General features: G+C 56.3%; 18 protein-coding genes. 11 read left to right on the top strand and 7 right to left on the bottom strand.

The annotated features are described in order from the left end of the window. Positions 1-31: 31 nt before the first annotated feature. The gene (locus MU558_RS19685; protein ID WP_246976170.1) at positions 32-1,888 is read right to left on the bottom strand and encodes a TRAP transporter permease; all 1,857 of its coding nucleotides are present in this window, start codon (positions 1,886-1,888) and stop codon (positions 32-34) included. Positions 1,889-2,148: 260 nt separating this feature from the next. Between MU558_RS19685 and MU558_RS19680 the strand changes: the two genes are divergently transcribed. The 4 genes from MU558_RS19680 to MU558_RS19665 all read left to right on the top strand — a co-directional run bounded on the left by MU558_RS19680 (position 2,149) and on the right by MU558_RS19665 (position 4,317). Next, positions 2,149-2,607 carry a universal stress protein gene (locus MU558_RS19680; protein WP_246976167.1) on the top strand — a complete coding sequence of 153 codons (459 nt, stop codon included), beginning with the start codon at positions 2,149-2,151 and terminating at the stop codon, positions 2,605-2,607. Between the two features lie 82 nt (positions 2,608-2,689). After that, positions 2,690-3,007, top strand: coding sequence for a hypothetical protein (locus MU558_RS19675; RefSeq protein WP_246976164.1), 318 nt, complete (start codon positions 2,690-2,692; stop codon positions 3,005-3,007). Between the two features lie 95 nt (positions 3,008-3,102). Continuing rightward, complete coding sequence (locus MU558_RS19670) at positions 3,103-4,077, top strand: TAXI family TRAP transporter solute-binding subunit (RefSeq protein ID WP_246976162.1); 975 nt, start codon at positions 3,103-3,105, stop codon at positions 4,075-4,077. After that, a complete protein-coding gene (locus MU558_RS19665) occupies positions 4,078-4,317 on the top strand; it encodes a hypothetical protein (RefSeq protein WP_246976160.1) in 240 nt (79 codons plus the stop codon). A 163-nt stretch (positions 4,318-4,480) separates the two neighbouring features. Here the strand turns inward: MU558_RS19665 and MU558_RS19660 are convergent, their stop codons facing one another. The 5 genes from MU558_RS19660 to MU558_RS19640 all read right to left on the bottom strand — a co-directional run bounded on the left by MU558_RS19660 (position 4,481) and on the right by MU558_RS19640 (position 7,333). Further along, positions 4,481-4,699, bottom strand: coding sequence for a DUF8119 family protein (locus MU558_RS19660; RefSeq protein ID WP_246976158.1), 219 nt, complete (start codon positions 4,697-4,699; stop codon positions 4,481-4,483). A gap of 132 nt (positions 4,700-4,831) precedes the next feature. Next, positions 4,832-5,167, bottom strand: coding sequence for a succinate dehydrogenase/fumarate reductase transmembrane subunit (locus MU558_RS19655; protein WP_246976155.1), 336 nt, complete (start codon positions 5,165-5,167; stop codon positions 4,832-4,834). After that, positions 5,164-5,559, bottom strand: coding sequence for a succinate dehydrogenase/fumarate reductase transmembrane subunit (locus tag MU558_RS19650; protein WP_246976152.1), 396 nt, complete (start codon positions 5,557-5,559; stop codon positions 5,164-5,166). Before MU558_RS19650 ends, MU558_RS19655 begins: the two co-directional genes overlap by 4 nt. Before the next feature lie 277 nt (positions 5,560-5,836). Further along, positions 5,837-7,000 (bottom strand): UxaA family hydrolase, encoded by a 1,164-nt coding sequence (locus tag MU558_RS19645; protein ID WP_246976148.1) that lies wholly within the window; start codon positions 6,998-7,000, stop codon positions 5,837-5,839. A gap of 21 nt (positions 7,001-7,021) precedes the next feature. Beyond that, complete coding sequence (locus MU558_RS19640) at positions 7,022-7,333, bottom strand: UxaA family hydrolase (protein WP_246976145.1); 312 nt, start codon at positions 7,331-7,333, stop codon at positions 7,022-7,024. A gap of 326 nt (positions 7,334-7,659) precedes the next feature. Between MU558_RS19640 and MU558_RS19635 the strand changes: the two genes are divergently transcribed. Then, positions 7,660-8,442, top strand: coding sequence for a sulfite exporter TauE/SafE family protein (locus MU558_RS19635; protein WP_246976142.1), 783 nt, complete (start codon positions 7,660-7,662; stop codon positions 8,440-8,442). Positions 8,443-8,551: 109 nt separating this feature from the next. On the opposite strand, the gene argH is transcribed toward MU558_RS19635, so the two are convergent. Then, positions 8,552-10,054 carry an argininosuccinate lyase gene (gene argH / locus MU558_RS19630; RefSeq protein ID WP_246976139.1) on the bottom strand — a complete coding sequence of 501 codons (1,503 nt, stop codon included), beginning with the start codon at positions 10,052-10,054 and terminating at the stop codon, positions 8,552-8,554. A 226-nt stretch (positions 10,055-10,280) separates the two neighbouring features. Between argH and MU558_RS19625 the strand changes: the two genes are divergently transcribed. From MU558_RS19625 to MU558_RS19600, 6 genes are all read left to right on the top strand, one after another. Further along, entirely contained in the window at positions 10,281-12,002 is a 1,722-nt protein-coding gene (locus tag MU558_RS19625; RefSeq protein WP_246976136.1) for an FAD-binding protein, read from the top strand. A 74-nt stretch (positions 12,003-12,076) separates the two neighbouring features. Then, positions 12,077-12,805, top strand: a complete 729-nt coding sequence (locus MU558_RS19620; RefSeq protein WP_246976134.1) for a succinate dehydrogenase/fumarate reductase iron-sulfur subunit — start codon at positions 12,077-12,079, stop codon at positions 12,803-12,805. 115 nt (positions 12,806-12,920) lie between these two features. Continuing rightward, complete coding sequence (locus MU558_RS19615; RefSeq protein WP_246976132.1) at positions 12,921-13,691, top strand: IclR family transcriptional regulator; 771 nt, start codon at positions 12,921-12,923, stop codon at positions 13,689-13,691. A gap of 534 nt (positions 13,692-14,225) precedes the next feature. Continuing rightward, positions 14,226-14,858: a rod-determining factor RdfA gene (gene rdfA, locus MU558_RS19610; protein ID WP_322987061.1), complete on the top strand. Its 633-nt coding sequence runs from the start codon at positions 14,226-14,228 to the stop codon at positions 14,856-14,858. A 117-nt stretch (positions 14,859-14,975) separates the two neighbouring features. Next, a complete protein-coding gene (locus MU558_RS19605) occupies positions 14,976-16,919 on the top strand; it encodes an archaea-specific SMC-related protein (RefSeq protein ID WP_246976127.1) in 1,944 nt (647 codons plus the stop codon). A gap of 1,393 nt (positions 16,920-18,312) precedes the next feature. After that, positions 18,313-19,209, top strand: coding sequence for an SDR family oxidoreductase (locus MU558_RS19600; RefSeq protein ID WP_246976124.1), 897 nt, complete (start codon positions 18,313-18,315; stop codon positions 19,207-19,209). Positions 19,210-19,246 lie beyond the last annotated feature (37 nt).

Below are 19,246 nucleotides of genomic sequence, written 5' to 3'. Positions count from 1 at the left end.
CCAAAGTCGGGTACCCAAGCGGAACCGAATCCTAAATGGGTCTTCCCACCTGGTGGTGACGGTTCAGATGGAGAATTCCAGACAGCGCGACGAAAGCCAGCCCCAGAATGATGAGAGTAAAGAACTCTATCGGAACCAACGACGCTGGCAGGATCAAGAGGATCGCTCCGACGACCGCCAACGATCGCGCAATCTGTCCCTTGACTGGCCATCCCCAGATACCAGCCTGGATCGCGATCACTGCGATCAAGAGGATACCTAGGTCGAGCAATACGTACTCCCACGACATCTGGATCAGAATGGCTGGATGCAAGACGTAGCGAACCGGGATGATGAACGTCGGGAGCACCATCTTGATCGATTTGAATGCGATCCGGATCGGGTCCGCGTCGGCGACCTGGCCAGCTGCGAACGCCGCAAGTGCGACTGGCGGCGTCAGTGTGGAGTAGACGGCGAACGTGAAGATAAAGAAGTGACCTGGGAGACCAGAGAGTTCGACTGCCGATAGCGCCGGCGCCAGCAGCGACGCGGCAAGAATGTACGCTGCGGTGGTTGGCATTCCGAATCCGAGGATGATCGAGAACGCTGCGACGGCGATTAGCAAGAGTGCGACGCTACCTCCTGCAAGCGATACGATAAACTGACCAAAGACGACGCCCAGCCCAGAGATGTTCAGCGAACCGAGGACAATCGACGCGGCGGCACACGCCATGGCGATCTGCGTGGCGTTTCGCGCTCCTTTGTCCAGAGCGACGACTAGGTGTTTGACTCCGACTCGAGAGTCAGCCTGAACTGAACTGACGATCATTAGGATACTGGCTGCGAGGAATACTGAGCGGTAAATCGTGTATCCACGAACGAGCATGTAAATCAACACGGAGAGCGTTAGCAGCAACGTAAGGGCCTGTCCGGGGGCGTCGCGCAATACAGCCAGCGCATTTTTCTGCTCCTCGCGGGGAAGCGGGTCAACGTTCTGAACGATCGATTCGGCATGCACGGAAAAGTACACAGAGATATAGTAGAGAAATGATGGAATGATCGCTGCCAGAGCGATAACGGTGTACTCCACACCGAGGAACTGCGCCATGATAAACGCGCCTGCACCCATGATCGGCGGCATAAGTTGCCCGCCGCAGGAGGCAGTTACTTCCGTTGACCCTGAGAAGATACGGTCAAGACCGCTGTTTTTCATCATCGGAATCGTGAATATTCCGGTCCCGTATACGTTTGCAGCTGCGCTCCCCGAGAGGCTCCCAAAGATCGAACTAGCGACAACCGCGACCTTCGCCGCGCCGCCCTGTAGATGACCGACGAGCGAATTTGCTAGATCGATCAGGAACCGACCCGCTCCCGTACTCTCGAGAAATGCCGCAAGAATCACGAACAGGAATATGAAGGTCGCGGAAACGCGCGTTGGGATTCCCCACAGTCCCTGTGTGGTGACGAACATCCCGTCGACCCAGTTCGAGGGGGGCGCCGTGGGTGTCGTCATCGGCTGTGGTAGCGTGTTCGAGAAAAATCCACCCATGAGGAAGAGGACGACGACGGCGGCGAGCAACCGACCAACAATTCGCCTCGTCGCTTCCACCACGAGTACGATCGAAATGACTGCGAAGATCCAGTCGTAATACTCTGGCGGGGTGACGTATGGTGTCGCGTTGAGGAGTCGTGAATAATTTACTAGTACGTAACTCATCGAAACGAGTGCCAGTACGATCAACCCGACGTCGACGAAACGGTATCGGATTTTCTTCCCATCGATAAACGGTACGATCGCGAACGTCAGTGCAGTCAGGAGATACACGTGTACCGAGCGCTGGACGAGTCCACCAAAGATCCCAAACGCGCCCGTGTACAAGTGAAACAACGACGTAGTAATTGCGATCATCGATATCGCGTACGCGCCCACCAATCGTACACGTGACTCCCGTACAACCGTTACCATGATGGTAGATATCATTACTCACTAATATTAATGTTTCCCTGGCTGATCGTGAGACACTATACCATCGAGCCGATGGATGATTGGGGATTAACCTGAACGTATCTTCTAGACTCGAAATTACAGATTTTTAAAACGAAAGCCCACGGCTGTAACTGGTGGGGATGTCAGAAAATATTATCACTCTATAACTGGAGTACCTGGATATGTACCGAGTGCTACTGGCTGTCGACGAGGATGAACAGCACGCGGTTGACATGGCGAATGCGGCTACGGAACTTCCCGACACGTCACAATCAGTAGAAGCGACGGTTCTCCACGTTTTCCAGAACGTGGAGGCGCCACCAGCTGCTGCCGTACAGGAACCACCACGTCGAGAATCCCCCGAAAGCAACGATACGGGGGATCGGAATCGTTTTCCCACCAGCGTTGAGCGTGTGTGCGACGTATTCGATACTGCCGGTATATCATATACTGTTCGGGGAGAAACCGGCAGTCCGGATGAGGAGATTCTTGCTGTTGCGGACGAACTATCCGTGGACGCAATCTACATCGGCGGAAAGAATAGGTCCCCCACGGGAAAGGTATTGTTCGGTAGCGTCACGCAAGATGTGTTATTCAACACTGAACTCCCAGTCACGATCATCGGTGCGATCGAATCGTAGATGGAGGGGATATATTCGCCGAATATTCCTAATTAAAAACAGTAACATATATACCTCTGGTTTGTATTATCGATAACGATGCATGAGTGAGATTGACATCCTCGAGCTGGTTCCGCTCGAGTTGTTGTTCGTCGTGGCGTTTGCAGTCATACCGATCGTCAACACGATTTACGAAGAAGGGTGGGACTCGATAAGCCTTCGAGAACGCCTAGCGTTCGGCGTTATTCTGGCAGGGGCAGTTATGCTGGCGGTCCTGTCGATGTCCGTTGGCCGGAACCAGTTCAACGTGTGGCCCCCCTTGTTGGTTATGGCCGGTGGATTCCTGTGGTATCTCAAACTCATGCGTGATCGTGATCAGCTCCACGAAGAACCCGAAATGGGTGGTACGAGCTACGAGTGAAAACAATGACGGGTAACGACTCACACAATGGTGCTCGGCGACGTAGAGTTCTCAAGACGATTGGCGTAACTGGCCTCGCCTCCTTCGCTGGCTGTATGGGTGGCGATGGTGGCAATGGCAACAGTAGCGATGGTGGTGGCGGCGGTGGCACTCAAGGACAATTAACGACCGCTGGCGGGACGCCCGGTGGGACCGGCTATGCGATCATGAACGCGGCGCTATCGACTGCGTCTGCGGAGTTCCCTGAACTCGGGTACAACATCCTGCCGGGTGGTTGGGTCGGAAACAATACCCGGCTCCAGAACAAGGAACTGGACATCGCTCACACGACGATCGTCGCCGCCACCCTGGCGGCCAACGGACAAGATCCATACAACGACAAAGACTGGGAGCAGCCGCCAGCGAACCTGCGAGCAGTGATGGCAGACCAGACCGAATTGTTCTACTACGTCGTAGCCCAACCAGATTTCCAGTACGATACCCTCGCTGGGGCCGCCGAAGACGAGGCCGCCCTCACGGTGATGAACCAACCCGAGGGCACATTTGGCGGGTTCGTCTGGGATACGGCCCTCGAAGAGCTAGGGTACGGGCAGGACCAGATTGAGGAGTATGGTGGCGAGTACCGCCGGACGACGTGGGACGACGCTGCGCAGATGTTCGTCGACGAGGATCTCGACCTGATCCTCGCAGTGAGCGGGAGGTCGGTCGGGTGGCTGTCGACGATTACGGCCACTAGAGACGTCAACTATCTCGATTGGACCGAGGAGAACCGCGACTACTTCAGCGAGGAATACGGCCTGCAAAAGGCCGATCTGGAAGCTGAGACGCTCCCGCAACAGAGCGATACGCTCAACACGATGCAGGATAGCGGTCTCATCGCTGGTCAGGTCGACGCACCGGACGAGGCAGTTCGGAAGGTCGTGCAGGGTGTTATCACGAATGCGGATCAGTTCCGTCAGTCGACGGATATCCTCGCGCCCTTCGAGGCGAGCGAGGCCATGTTCGACTCGCTCCCATACGAGCTTCACCAGGGTGCTCAGCAGGCTTACGAAGAGGAAGGGATGATGTAGATGACAGACCTGAGTGACTGGGACTTTCCGATCCCAGACTCCCTGATCGCACTCTGGCTCTCGGTGCTCGAGAGCATTATCGTGATAGGGATGCTCACGTTCGTAGTTGCGCTTTTCGAACGTGGAGGGATCGTCCCGCCGTTACCACTTCCCGGCGGAATGACAATCTTCCTTGGCGCGATGCTCCTCGTCACTGTCGTTCTCACGTTGTTTCGGTTGGAGCGCTTCCCAGGCCAGTAATCCTGTTTCGATGAGCCTTTGATCCCTCGTTTTCGGGTGCACCGGTTACCCTCTCAGGTAATTCAATCCGTCGTCTATCGGCCGACCACGACGGCCAGTGGTTCACTGTTCTGCGCCGCTAGACGATAGCACAGCCGTGTTCGAAGATCAGCAACCCAGGTAGTCAGTCTAGGGCGTTCCAACTGGGGATGACCTGGAGATAGAGATACCACATACCGAAGTAGATCACGAAGAACGACCAGATCGGCCAGTCGAGCTGATCGATCATGTATGCGACGGCACCGGTCCACAGCAGCGCGACGCTCACGTCTCGGAGGACGTGTTTACGATTGAGACGATAGTAGGCATACGTTCTCTCGAGCGGGTCGTCCCTGTCTGTCATGGAATGTGGATGTCGGTGACGCGATAAGTATGTTCGGTAGCAACTAATTCGCAACCCAGCTACGGCGGCGCTGACGAGTACTCGTCACCGCGTCTACGAACTATACTGCGACGATCGGTGTTCTGGGTTCTGCTAGCCAACGAGTCGATAAACGAACAGTGAGAGGACGAAAAGGCCGACGAGCCAGATTATGACCGTCTTCAAGCGGGACGACAGACGCGTCTCGAGTGTCGTCGCTCGCACTCCGAGAAACGCATGCAACAGGACGATTCCGAGTGTGAGGCTGAGAAGGGGCTGATAGATATTATACTGGTATATCGCGTCGAATCCGTACTGCGGGTACACCTGGACGCCGACGTGAATCGCTAGCAGTGGAACGAGCGCGAGCGCGCTCAGTCGGTGGAGAAGCCACGACAGATATCCGACCCTCGCAGGATCTCGCGTCGGTGGGGTGTACTCTGTACTCATAGTACCACCCCCAGCAAACTAATCAGGATTGCAGATAGTATGATGGAGAGAAAGAACGCGACCCGGTTGTGGTCGGCTGTCGTTCCCCCCAGTTCAGCCAGTATTAGACGGATTCCGTTGAACCCGTGAAAGACGAGAATCGCAAGTAGGGAGACGATCACCGCATTCGACCCTGGAATGTGAACTGCATCCGGCGATGTTCGGACTGCAGGCACGACGAGGTGGATCAGAATCCAACCGAGTAGTAGCCACCCAGTCAAGCGATGCAGAACGAACGCCGCGTGTCCAGTCGAGAAATCCGTCCAACTACCGAACTCGAGCAGCTTCCGCCGGTAGATCACACGATCTTCTTTCATCGAAGCGACCTCTGGTGCCGTGTCATTGTATGCCATATTATTTGTGGTTTTTGGATGATTGATGACATATTGTGTTTCTCAGGGCAGTGTTCAGCGGGATAGCTGGCGGCTCATGCGGGAGTGTCCTCGAGTAATCGCTGACGCGTACTCATCTCGAGGTTGGACGGTGGGTTGGTTGGGAGGCTGCTCGCGATGCAACGCCGAGGCCGCTTCGCCCGGTATCCTCGATTGGCTGTGACAAGGCATCCTCCTTCGGTAGAGATACTAGGGCGTCGGACGACCGCCGAGACGTGCCGGTGTTCTCCAGGGGCGCTCAGGTTGAGGGACCGATACGGTGGATCGCGAACTGGCTTTCACCGAGCACTTCACTCAACGTCTGTTTACCATTCACCACATCTATGATCTCGTTCCAGAGCTGGTCGGTCGCCCACTCGATCGTCTGGTCGCCGACCAGCGCCTCGCTGACGTCGACGTCGGTCTCCTCGGGCACGCGTTCGGCGCTGCCAGGATTACCTGTGATCTTGATCGTCGGCATGATGGCGTTCGAAAGCGTGTGTCCCTGGCCCGTCGAGATGATCATAAAGTGTGCCCCGCCTGCGCCGATCCCCGTCACCGATTCGGCGCCGTGGCCTGGCGTGTCCATGATGTACATGCCACTGTCGTCGGGGATCTTCTCACCGTAGTCGACCAGATCCTGGATCGGCCCGTCGCCGGATTTGACGAGTGCTCCGAGCGCTTTTTCCTCGATTGTCGTGAGACCGCCGTCCATGTTGTCCGGTGTCGGCTGGGCACCCCGCACGTCGTAGCCCGTCTCCTGCAAACGCTGTTCCCAGCGGTCGACGTAATCGAGGATTTTCTGTGCGACTTCGTCGTTGACGGCGCGATCCGCTAGCCCCTGTTCACCACCGAAAAACTCCGGCGTTTCCGCGAAGACAGCACGGCCCCCCTCGTCGATTAGTCGCCACGCTGCCCCTGCAGTCGCCTTGTGCTGACAGAGCCCGCTCGTGGTGTCCGACGTCGCGCAGTTGATACCGAACGTCAGGTTCGAAACGTCGTGGGGTTGGCGTCGCTGAGCGCTGGCGTCCTGTACCATCTCCTGTGTAGCCTCGACGGTCGCTTTCAGTCCGTTCATCACACCGTTCTCGTCGTGAATGTTGATGCTCGCGCTGGGGCGACCGGTCTCTGCGATATCCTCGGCCAGCTCGTCACCGTCGACGATCTCGCCAGCGTGAGCGACCACGACTGCTCCGTACGTGTTCGGATGCGTACCGTAGCCCAGTAGCGTTCGGTACGTCTGGAACACGTCGGGTTTGGTCTGACACCGACCGAGGGGATGTGTGATCGGAATCGCGTCGTCGACGATTCCCGCAGCGCGCTCGACCGTGTCGTTGGCGTACGGTGCAGTCGCGATGATGGGGACGAAGTTTCGAATGCCGATACTGCCGTCGGGTCGTTCGTATCCCAGGAAGTCTGTCATGGTCCTCTCTGGATCGTAATTCTACGCGGTAGCGCTTTCGTCTGCCAGGTCGCCACGGCCGTAGTTGCTCTCGACGTTGTGGACGTGTACCCACTCGCCGGCCTCGACGTCTTCCGAGGCAGTTCCGATGCTGAGCCCGTACTTGTACACTGTCTCGCCCTCGGGGATCTCCTCGAGTGCGATCTTGTGCCCAAATTGGACGTCCTCTGCGACTTCGACCGTGACTTCGTAGTCGCCGACATCGACGGTCACCGTCTCACCGCTCGTTATCTCACGGATAGCCGTCGCAACATTATCGTCTGGTTCGACTGCGACGATGTGGGTGTCACCCATAGAAAGTAGATACGACTCGTGGATGATATAACTTACCACGCCAATCACATCATGATTCTTGAATTTTATCTTGTGCCCGGGGCAATCAACCTGGCGAGTATCGAGGGAATCGTCGGCGCTGATTCAGCGTATCGGCCACTCGACGCGGATCGTCCGGCCACGAGTCGTTTTTGGCTGCCCCGCGAGTCTGGGTGTTGTCTAGAGCCCCCTCGAAACGAGTGCCCACAAAAACCAGCCCCCTTTCCGGAATCCGCGCCTTTGTGTCAGAATAGATAACAGACACCGAAAAACACATGGAATAATCAGAGTAATCTATCAAAAGACCAATGGAGTTGGGTGCACTCGCCTTCGCTGGCGTCGAAGTCACCGCAGTCGGTGTACTAATTGCGATCGCTGTCCTGTTACTTGGCGGGTTCGTCAAAGGAACGGTCGGGTTCGCAGTCGGCCTCATCACTATCGCCGGAATCGTGCAGGTGTTTCCGCCGCAACTCGCTCTCGTAGCGCTCTCGATTCCGTTTCTCGTGTCCAACGTAGTTGTCTTAGTTAATGACGGTCTCCCCATCGAGTTTCTCCGGACGCAGATCGGGTTTTTGATCACGCTCACGGTTGGATTGTTCGTCGGCGTGTGGCTCCTCGAGGCCCTCTCAGCGCAGTTACTCTATCTCTTCATTGCCGCCTACGTGGGCCTGTTTCTCGTGTTTCAGCACGTCGAAGAGAAAATATACGAGTACGCTGAGCGTCCCAGTGTGAGCGTCTTCGCCGGCACACTAAGCGGATTACTCGGTGGTGCGGTGGGCGCTCCGGGACCGCCGCTCGTCATTCACTCGTATCTCAATACGATCGACGAAAATCGAACTGTGTTCGTCACGGGGACGTCTGCTCTATTTCTGGTCGCACACGTCGTCCGGGTGGTCTTTCTCGCGAACGCTAATCTACTGCAAACGACAGAGTTCGTCCTGGGTGCCCTCTTTACGGTGCCCGTCTTCGTCGGCGTGTATCTCGGGACGGTATTCCGCCCGTATCTCGACGAACGCTTATTTGCGCTGTTCATCAAACTGCTACTCGTACTGATCGGGATTCGACTCTTTCTGAACGGCATCGGTTGGTGAGACACGACGAGTCCACGTCGGCTGCAGTCCACCGATCGCGGCCTCACTGCAAATCTGCCTGTGAACGCGAATAGAGCGTCCAAAAACGAACGAGGCGGATATCGAGCGGTCAGGCGTAGATCGATTCGACGCGATCGGCGAGTTCCCGACTCGCGTCCTCGATCTTCTCGTGACGATTCGCGACGTCGACCCTATCCTCGTCGAGGGTTGCTCGGCGATCCTGGATCATGCGCCGTACTTCTCGCGGTGCCGGGCCGCCAGGTACGTCGTGGGCTTCGACGAATGCTTTGGGATCGAGCGCAGACTGGACGAAATCGTCGTCGATGTCGAGCGACTCTCCGGTAATCTCGCGTGCCGACTCGTTGACGAGTTCGGCGTCGACCGCTGTCGCGTCTAGATCTCGACTCAGCGCACGCTGGACCAGATCGCCGACGATCCGGTGTGCAGTTCGGTAGGTTAGATCGGTCTGTCGGTCGATCTTCGCTGCGAGTTCGCTGCACGAGGCGAACCCTTCTGCGGCACGTTCGAGCATGGTGTCCGCCTTGAACTCCGCACTTGCGACCGTTCCATCGAGCAGCCGTAGCGCTCGATCGACCTCCTCGAACGCCTCGAACAGCGGGTGGACCGCGTCTTCCTCGACGTCTTTGATGTCCTGGAAGTTCGTGTTGTGCAAGGTTTCGTGGACCGAGCACATGTAACCCGTCGCATGAGCAGCCCTGGCACGGACGTATTCGAACGGATAGGGGTTCTTCTTTTGAGGCATCATACTGCTGGAGCCCGAGAACTCATCACCGATCTCGACGAAGTCGAACTCCCAGGTGTGCCAGGTGTACAGGTCCTGGCACAATCGACTTAGCGTCACCATCATGTTCGCCATCGCGGCTGCAGGCTCCATGTGGTGATCACCACCGCCGACACAGTCGATCGTGTTCTCTTTGAATCCGTCGAAACCGAGTAAATCCGCGACGAGCTGGCGATCGAGGTCGTAGGACGCGCCAGCCAACGCGCCACACCCGAGGGTACACTCGTTTACCGTCTCGTAAGCGTTGAGCAATCGTCGTGTATCGCGCTCGAGCGAATCGACGATCGCCAATAGGTAATGGCCGACGGTCGAAACCTGTGCGTGCTGGTAGTGCGTCCACTGTGGCATGACCGTCTCGAGTTCCCGTTCGGCGAGATCGAGGAGCGTTCCCCGAAGCGACAGCGCCTGCTCGAGGATGTCTAGCAGCTGTTCGCGGGTGACCATCCTGGCGAGCGGCTCGGGCCGCGTGCGCCCGATATTAATATTTCCAGCTACGTCTTCCCCGATTCGCTCGTTGAGCTGGTGTTCCATGTGCGAATAGAAGTACTCCAGTTGCGGATTGTACTCGCCGAGCACCTCGGGCCCCGTCGCCTCGAGATCAGCTATCGCGTCGAGGAGTTGGGTACCGTCCGATTCGTCGATCAGTCCCGTCTCGACTAGCATCACCGTCCAGGCCTTGTTCGTTTCGATGAGGTGATAGAAGTAATGCTCACGTTTGAACTCGTACGTCGGCTCTTGGATCGTCTCGGTGTACACGTCACCGGGCGCTGCCCCTAGTCGCTCTCGAGAGATATTCTCGTCTGCGGGCATCACTAGAAATTTCTATTTCGTTTGTTATAAAACCGTGGGTGGAAGACACACAGGAGGTCAACGGAATAGATGGGAACGTTATTTGATTCCGATAGCAACACAGTGACCGGTGCGATCTTGGCCAGGGACCGGGTACTGGTGATCGGGGAGGTGGGGGAGTAAACTGAAATACTTCTAACGAAATGCATAATGTGAGATGCCAGCTCGAAGAGTACGAGAGACGGATGTGCTAGTCGTCGGCGCCGGCGGTGCAGGGCTATTCGCCGCGATGTATGCCGACGAAGAGAGTCCTGACGACCTCGATATCACGATCGTCGTGAAGAAGTTGGCGGGAAAGAGCGGCTGCACGCGGATGGTGCAGGGTGGGTACAACGCCGTCCTTCATCCCGACGACTCACTCGAGGCACACTACCGCGACACGGTAGAAGGCGGAAAGTGGATCAACGATCAGGAACTCGCGTGGACGCTGATCGAGAACGCTCCAACGGTGATCCGAAAACTGGAGAACGATCTGGGCGTGTTCTTCGACCGCGACGAGGACGGATACGTACACCAGAAGCCATTCGCGGGTCAATCGTTCGATCGAACGGTTCACAAGGGCGACCTGACTGGCATCGAAATTATGACGAAGATCCGGGACGAACTGTTGACCCGCGACGTGACGTTCCTCGAGGAGACGAGAGCGGTCGATCTCCTCACGCACGACGACGAGGTGGTCGGCTGTGTGGTTCTCGACATGCGTTCGGGCGAGTTCGAGGTGATTACCGCGAATGCGGTCGTCCTCGCGACCGGTGCAGGTGCGACGATGTACCGGATTTCGACACCCGCACTCGAGAAGTCTGCGGACGGCCAGGCGATGGCGTTCCGTCGGGGAGTGCGACTCCAGGACATGGAGATGATGCAGTTCCACCCGACCGGGCTCTTGGCCGGAGATACGAAACTCACCGGCGGCGTCATCGAGGAGGGAATCCGTGGTGCCGGCGCACACCTGTACAACACGGAGGACGAGCGGTTCATGAGCCGGTACGCACCCGAGGAGATGGAACGCGCCACTCGAGATATCGTCTCTCGAGCGAGTTACCAGGAGATCATGGACGGGCGCGGGACCGACCGCGACGGCGTACTGCTCGATGCGACCCATCTCGGTACCGACTTCGTCGAAGAAACGTTCCCCGGGATGACCGACCGAACACGCAACGTCGGACAGGACCTCTCGGAGCAACCCGTCGAGGTCTCGCCGACGTCTCATTATCACATGGGTGGTGTGACGATCGACGGCAACTGCCGAACTGAACTTCCTGGACTGTACGTGGCTGGTGAAGACGCTGGCGGGGCTCACGGAGCAAATCGACTCGGTGGAAACGGCGTGGTCGATTCGACGGTACTAGGCAAGCAAGCGGGCCAAGCGATCGCGAGTGAGGTCCGCGACCGAGAGCCCGCCCCGTACGATCCCGAGCAAGTCGAAGCGATAATTACGCGCGTGACCGCGCCATTGGATCGATCTGACGGAGCCGACATCTACGAACTGCGTGAATTGCTGGAGGAAACGATGTGGGAACACGTTGGCGTCGTACGGACCGAAGAGAAACTGATCGAGGGCATCGACGAGATACGGCGAGTGCGGGAGCGCCTCGACGAGGTTTCTGTCTCCGGTAGTTGTCAGTACAACCTGGAGTGGAACGAGTACATGGACGTAGAAAACCTCTCGCTCGCGGCCGAAATGGTCGCTCGAAGCGCCCTCTATCGAACCGAAAGTCGCGGCGCTCACTACCGTGAAGACTACCCGACGCGAAACGACGACCGCTGGTTAGCGAACGTGTACGTACAACGAGCCGAAGACGGAATGCACATTTGGGACGAAGCAGTAGAATTCTCACGGTTGACACCCGACGAAGAAGAGGGAGTTGCTGCCGCTCCTCCAGAGCGTGAGCACGCAGACGAGGGCTGATCTACCCGCTGACGTTCGACCTCACTCACGAAAGTTCACACGTGTGAAACGCAACAACATCAACGCACCAGACCATGACTAAGACGACGTTTACCGTTCACCGGTACAACCCAGAAACCGACTCCGAACCAACCTTCGAATCGTACGACGTCCCGACGAGCGAATCGACGTCGGTGCTCGACGGACTCTTCCATATCCAAGAGACGATCAAAGAGAACCTCTCGATGCGGTTCTCTTGCAGACAGGGCGTCTGCGGCAGTTGTTCTATGGAGATCAACGGACAGGCACGACTCGCTTGCCAGACGCCAGTCTCCGAGTTGGAAGGTGAGATCACCGTTCGCCCGATGTACAATCTTCCAGTGATAAAAGATCTGGTTGTCGATATGGAACCCTTCTTCGATAGCTTCGCCGAGATCGAACCCTCGTTCGAATCAGACGAACTGGACGAGGAGACCGACCCTGCGGTCGTAAAACCTGATTCTGACGAACGGCAAGTGATCGATCCCCGAACGGATTGCGTCGGCTGTGGTGCCTGTTACTCGAGTTGTAGCATCGCAGACGAGAACTATCTCGGTCCTGCGGCGATCAACAAGGCGCTGACGCTAGTGAAAGATTCTCGAGAGTCGAGAACCGAAGAACGGCTCGAACGCCTCATGGACGCTGACGGCGTCTGGAGCTGTCACGTTCAGGGCGAATGTACGCAGTCGTGTCCGAAAGATCTCCCGATTTCAGAAGGAATTCAACTCCTGAAGCGAGAGGCAGTAAAGCACGGAGTCAAACAGCGATTGTTTCCCTCTGACTGAGTGCATCCACAGCTGTGGTCGCGACTCTTGTAGATCGATTTTCGTTTTGCCGTTCCACCGGAAATTCGACCTGATCGAACGAAGTTTTTTGCGTGATTAAGTTGTATGGTGTCACATGTCACAGAAAGACGGTCAAGGAAGGACGATCAAATCGGACGAAAAACTGTTCGACATCGTCGAATTCATTCGCGAGAACGAGGACGTAGGTGTAACCGAGATCGCAGAGGGTGTCGGAATGGCCAAGAGTACCGCACACGGGCACCTCACAGCGTTGCAGCGGCGTGGATACGTAGTCAAAGAGGGCAGAAAGTATCGACTGGGATTAGAGTTTCTGAATCACGGTAAGCACGTGCAGACCTCGTACGATCTCTACTCGATTGCCCCGAAGAAAGTGAAGCAACTGGCTCACGAAACCGGGGAACGAGTCTGGTGCATCGTCGAGGAAAACGGACTCGGGTACTATCTGACTGGCGCTGAGGGTGAACATCCGGTCAACCCTCCCGTCCGGATTGGTGAGGGGGTGCACTTGCATACGATCTCTGCTGGTAAGGCGATCCTCGCAAACCTCCCGCGTAGTCGCGTCGAAGAGATTATCGAGCGCCACGGACTGCCCGAACAGACGCAGAATACGACTACACGAGAAGATGAATTATTCCAAGAACTTGAAACCTCACGAGATCGAGGGTACGCAATAAACGACGGGGAGTCCCTCTCGGGTCTGTACGCCATCGGTGCGCCCATCGTCGGTGAAAACGACGAAGTCAGAGGAGCATTGAGTATCTCCGGACCCGCAAACCGACTTCGCCGCGAGGAGATTAGCGGTGAGCTTGTCGATCTCCTGTTGGGAGCGACGAACGAATTAGAGATCAATCTCACTACTCTCTGAGACGACGATTCGATGCTGTCGAACGATACACGTGAAAACCGCGAACTGTCTCGTGTACTTCTAGCCGACACTTCAGCCAGTTCCGGGAGTGGTGTAACACATACGATGAATTCTGCTCGCGGTCGAAGCGAGCAGGACAGCACCTCTAACGTCCTGATAACTGGGTCCGCCCTCGTGAATTACACGCATACATCTGTAATGAGTGCTATTTCCTTTAAGAATTCATAACTGTGACGTCCTACTACATTCAGTAATAGCTTGACTGTAATATTTCTACAGCCACATTCGATAACAAAGAACAACTGTTACTGACTGGACAATCATGCCCTCAAATGTCGTCTTTGGAATTTTCGAATTCCGGTCCTAATAGCCGAGTTCAGTAAACACTGAAACATAGATGATGTTCGAAATAATCAATGTGTGACCGCTATTCCCTGATGTTTATTAATAACTGCAGTCACACGTAATTCTCTCAGCCGCGCCTATCTATCGTAGACAGACAAGAATTAGTGTTGGTGCCACCAGTTGTTAAGTATGGACGACTCAAATACGGGGAATTCGCCCGGGAGACGAAGCAAGGTTGTGCGACTCATCGACGAGTACGAACTCGAGGGCATCGGCGCTGAGATGGAGCGACTATGGACGACGTCGGGCGACGACCGGATGAGTCTTCGGTCGCTGGCGGATTACTTCAATCAGCAATTGCTCGCAGAAGCGATGGCCGCAGCCGGCATGCAGCCGCTGACGGGGGAAGTTGAAAATGTATATGAGTTGTTAACAAGTGAAGACACGAACAGCGCAGATCGAACCCGAGCACAGCGCCGACTGGAACGCGAGGGCGTCGACGTCGAAAAACTCACGAGCGATTTCGTCACGTATCAGGCTATCCGGACGTATCTCAAGGAGTACCGTGATGCAGAGTACGCCACAGACAATCGTGATCGGACTGTTATCGAAGCCGAAAACGTTCGGCGGTTTCGGAGTCGACTGGCGACGATCACGGAGAGTAAACTCGAGCAGCTCGAGAACAGTGACGATCTTATACTCGGAGAATTTAGACTTTTCGTTGATATTAACGTCCTTTGTGAGGACTGCGGTCAACAGTACGAGATCGAGGAGCTTTTGGAACGGGGCGGCTGTGACTGCCCGGAACTCGATAACGAGTAGATGGATCACAGGTGTAGGGACGTTCGATAGCTCGAAACGGGGTCGATTCAGAGTAGGCGATACTCAGACCGTCATACAATATAAAGCGTTATAACCAACGGAGTCTAACGAACGGACATGGAACTGCAACAGTCCAGTCAGCCAGACGGGACGATTCACGCCGAGAATATCGGCGGAATTCAGGAAACGACCGTCGAGTTCTCGCCGGGAATCACGATCCTCGTCGGCCGGAACGCGACAAACCGGACGTCGTTTTTGCAGGCAGTAATGGCGGCACTCGGCAGCGAAAACGTCTCTCTCAAAGGCGACGCCGACGAGGCGTCCGTCGAACTCACCCTCGGCGACGAGACGTACACACGACGGTTGAGCCGGCGTGCCGGCGGCGTCGTCACCGATGGTGATCCCTATCTGGAGGACCCAACCCTGGCAGACCTCTTTGCGTTTCTCCTCGAGTCGAACGAGGCACGCCGGGCAGTCGCGGCCAACGACGATCTGCGTGAGCTCATCATGCGACCGGTCGACACTGAGGCGATCCAGAACGAAATCGACCAACTCGTTCAGGAGCGCCAGTCCCTCCAGCGCAAACTCGAGGAGATCGACGACAAGAAAGGTAAACTTCCCCAATTAGAGGCGCAACAGACGCAACTGAAAGACGACATCGCCGAGAAGAAAGCCGAACTCGAGGCCAAAGAGGAGGAACTCGAGGCAGCAGATGCGGACGTCGAAGAAACGCGTGAAGAGAAATCGGAACTCGAAGACAAACTCGCCGACCTCCGTTCGAAACGGTCCGATCTCGACGACATCCGGTTCGATCTCGAGACCGAACGCGAGAGCCTCGAGGCACTCACGAGCGAGCAGCGAGAACTCGAGAACGAACTGGACGAGCTTCCAGAGACGCCGCTCGGCGAACTCGAGGAGATCGACTCCGAACTCGAGCGGCTCCGTAACCGGAAGCGGGCACTCGAGACCGAAGTGAACGAACTCCAGAGCGTCATCGGCTTCAACGAGGAGATGCTCGAAGAGGCAGACTCGGACGCGTTCGAGGCGCTCACCGAGGATTCGTCGGGAGACGTCACCGACCAGTTGCTGCCAGACGAGACCGTCACGTGCTGGACGTGCGGGAGCGAAGTCGAAACCGCACAGATCGAGTCGACGCTCGACCAGTTGCGCCAGCTCAGCCAGACGAAGCTCGGGGACGTAAACGACATCGACGACGAGATTTCGGAGGTGAGTGATCGAAAGCGCGAACTCGAGCAATCCCAGCGAGAGCGCGACCGCCTCGAACGCCGACTGTCTGACATCGAGACCGAAATCGACCGCGGTGAGGACACGATCGACCGTCTCCAGACGCGCCGCGAGGAGCTAACGGACGAAATCGAGACGATCGAAGCGGCAGTCGAAGAGCGAGAAGACGAGAACTACAGCGCCGTGCTGGATCTGCACAAGGAGGCAAACCAGCTCGAGTACGAACTCGGACGGCTCGAAAACGACCTCGAGCGCGTCGAAGGAGAGATCGCCGACATCGAGAGTCAGATCGACGAACAGGACGACATCGAAGCGCAACTCGAGGAGGTCAAAGCCGAAATCGAGGACCGTCGGACGGCGATCGATCGAATCGAGGCGAACGCCGTCGAGGAGTTCAACGAGCACATGGACACCGTCCTCGAGATGCTCGACTACGCGAACATCGAGCGCATCTGGATCGAACGCGTCGAGCGCGACGTACGTGAAGGCCGGCGTAAGGTCACCAAGAGCATCTTCGAACTGCACGTCATCCGGACGGCGGAGTCGGGGGCGGCGTACGAGGACACGGTCGACCACCTCTCCGAGAGCGAACGGGAGGTGACGGGGCTGGTGTTCGCGCTCGCTGGCTACCTCGCTCACGAAGTGTACGAGAAGGTCCCGTTCATGCTGCTGGACTCGCTGGAAGCGATCGATGCAGACCGGATTGCCACGCTCATCGACTACCTCAACGAGTACACCGGTTACTTGCTCGTCGCGCTGCTCCCCGAGGACGCTGCTGCCCTTCCCGATGAGTACGAACGTGTGACCGAAATCTAATCCAGAATGGCCTAGTAGTCTTCTTCAAAGCAGTACAGTGAATCACGGCGTACTTCACATATTTGCGCTCCACCGCTGACGAGTAATATTGGCTGTATATTACTGTGAATTTGATTTAGATATCCACTAGATAGAACGCTTGAAGCGGCCAGAAACAAGGTCATAGCAAGTTAGTTCCTGGGTGAATTATACGAGAAAAACGACGTCGGCGATATCGTGTTTCCCGTTGATGGTAACAAATCACCAAACTACATTTATCAGCGACAGATCTCGATGCAAATACGGACGGCATAGTGATCAAAGCCATCTCGAATAGGTCCTTGAGAGACGTACAGTTAAATACTCTAATTCCAAACTATTCTATATAATCCACTCATCTGGACTCAACTATCCGAATTAGACATTACATGCCTATTGTCGTAATGAGAATGGGTCGTCATCATAGAGAGAGAGACTGTGTTCGAGTACATCCGAACTGGCCTGTGACACCTCCTTCACTCGTGATATTCGAGTCTCACGTCCAGATCTAGTCCTCGTCTGTAGCTAGTAGCAGATGTTCCCTGATACCGAACACAAAACGGGAATTTAATCAATTAAGGAACAAATTATCGGATTGTTATATATTTAATAGTTGTATTTGGTGTAATTTGGCTTAATTTAGAAATTATCTCGGGAGAAACACCAATCAGCCAATAGTCGATCTGCGATGAGAGAGGTATTACAATCGTGAACAGGGCAGATGTTCGGTGACGCTGAACACGTCCTCGAGCGATTCTCCATCGAGAGGAGAATCACGGAGCTCGATCGCGTGTATCGGGTCTTACCTTCCTTTCTTTCGCGACGGATTCAGTGTTGGTCGTCTCAGTGGCATCCAGTATCGACTGTTCGCCAGTAGGGAACTCCTCTAAATGAGACCCGTCTCGGTCGACTGGTGAGAGCATACGGGGGAGATGGGCATCGTCAAGGGCCTCAAACGGACCTGTATCCCTAGTGGTCGAGTGCTGTGTTTGATGTTTGCCATAAACCGGTACTGACAAATGGCCGTCGGTAGCCTCTCGCGCAGGCCGGTACGGCGCACCAGTACACAGCTCGCCGATGTGTTCCCTCATGGCGAACAAGTGACCGGATAGTACGGACAAAGGGATAGCCAGCTACGAAGATGGGTACAGACCGATTGAGTAGCGAGACTGGACAGAAGTTAGTCCTTTGTCGTCGCATTTCCGTTCATGTCTACCCCAAGATTTGAATACTGTATCTCCGAAGCCGTACGTATGCCTCGTAACTACCTTCGGACACGCAGTGCAGTCAACTGTAATACTTGGATGCCGACGAGTACCGTAGAGCGTGCTGTGAGGGAGCGGACCGGTTTCTATTACCTTGGAGGGATGGACCGATGAGCGCACTCGAAGGAAAGGTCTGTCTCGTCGGCGGCGGTGGAAACGGGCTGGGGGCAGCAACTGCCCAGACGCTAGCCGACCACGGTGCCCGTGTCGTCGTCAACGATCTCGGCACGTCCGTCCACGGGGAAGGATCGGACCCGTCCGTTGCCGGGGAAGTTGCAGCGACTATCCGGGAGAACGGCGGAGAGGCCGTCGCGCACGCGGGCGACCTGACAAACGCCGAGTACGCTGCCGATCTCGTGACCGCCACTGTCGAGGAGTACGGTCGGCTGGATGCCGTCCTCAACTTCGTCGGCATTCTCCGGGACAGTATCGTCTACAAACTTGACCCAGATGACTGGACCGCTGTCCTCGAGACGAATCTCACGGGCCAGTTCACACTTCTTCAGGCAGCCTGCCAACACTGGCGACAGGAAGCTGGCGATGACGGGTTGGACACACAACGTTCCTATTTGGCGGCCAGTTCGTATGCGGCTCGTGGGAACGTTGGTCAGGCCAACTACGCAGCCTCGAAGGCCGGCGTCCTCGGGCTGGTCAGGACGGTCTCGTCCGAGATGTACCGTTCGAACGTCCGGGTCAATGCAATGATCGCCAACGCGTTCACACGAATGACCGAGACCGTCCCTGAAGAGCACCGCCCGTACACACGCGAGGAGATGCCGCCGGAGCGCGTCGCCACCTTCGCTACGTACCTCGCCAGCGACGACGCGACCGACGTGACTGGCTGTACCCTCTATGCCGGCGGTGACCGAGTCGGCGTCTTCTCTCCTCCGTCCCTGGACCACGTCGGCGTCAGGCCCGGGGGCTGGTCACTCGACTCGCTGGCCGAACACTTCAGGGCAGACGTCGCCGGAGATCTCGACCTCACCAGAACGGAGAGTTATTTCTGACGAACCGGCTACCGATCAGCGAACCGCTGCGCGCGAC

Origin of the sequence: Natribaculum luteum, from assembly GCF_023008545.1 — an archaeon.
In the GTDB taxonomy this organism is placed as follows: domain Archaea; phylum Halobacteriota; class Halobacteria; order Halobacteriales; family Natrialbaceae; genus Natribaculum; species Natribaculum luteum.
The sequence above is the reverse complement of the archived record's forward strand: the minus strand, read 5'-3'. Positions and strand labels throughout refer to the sequence as shown.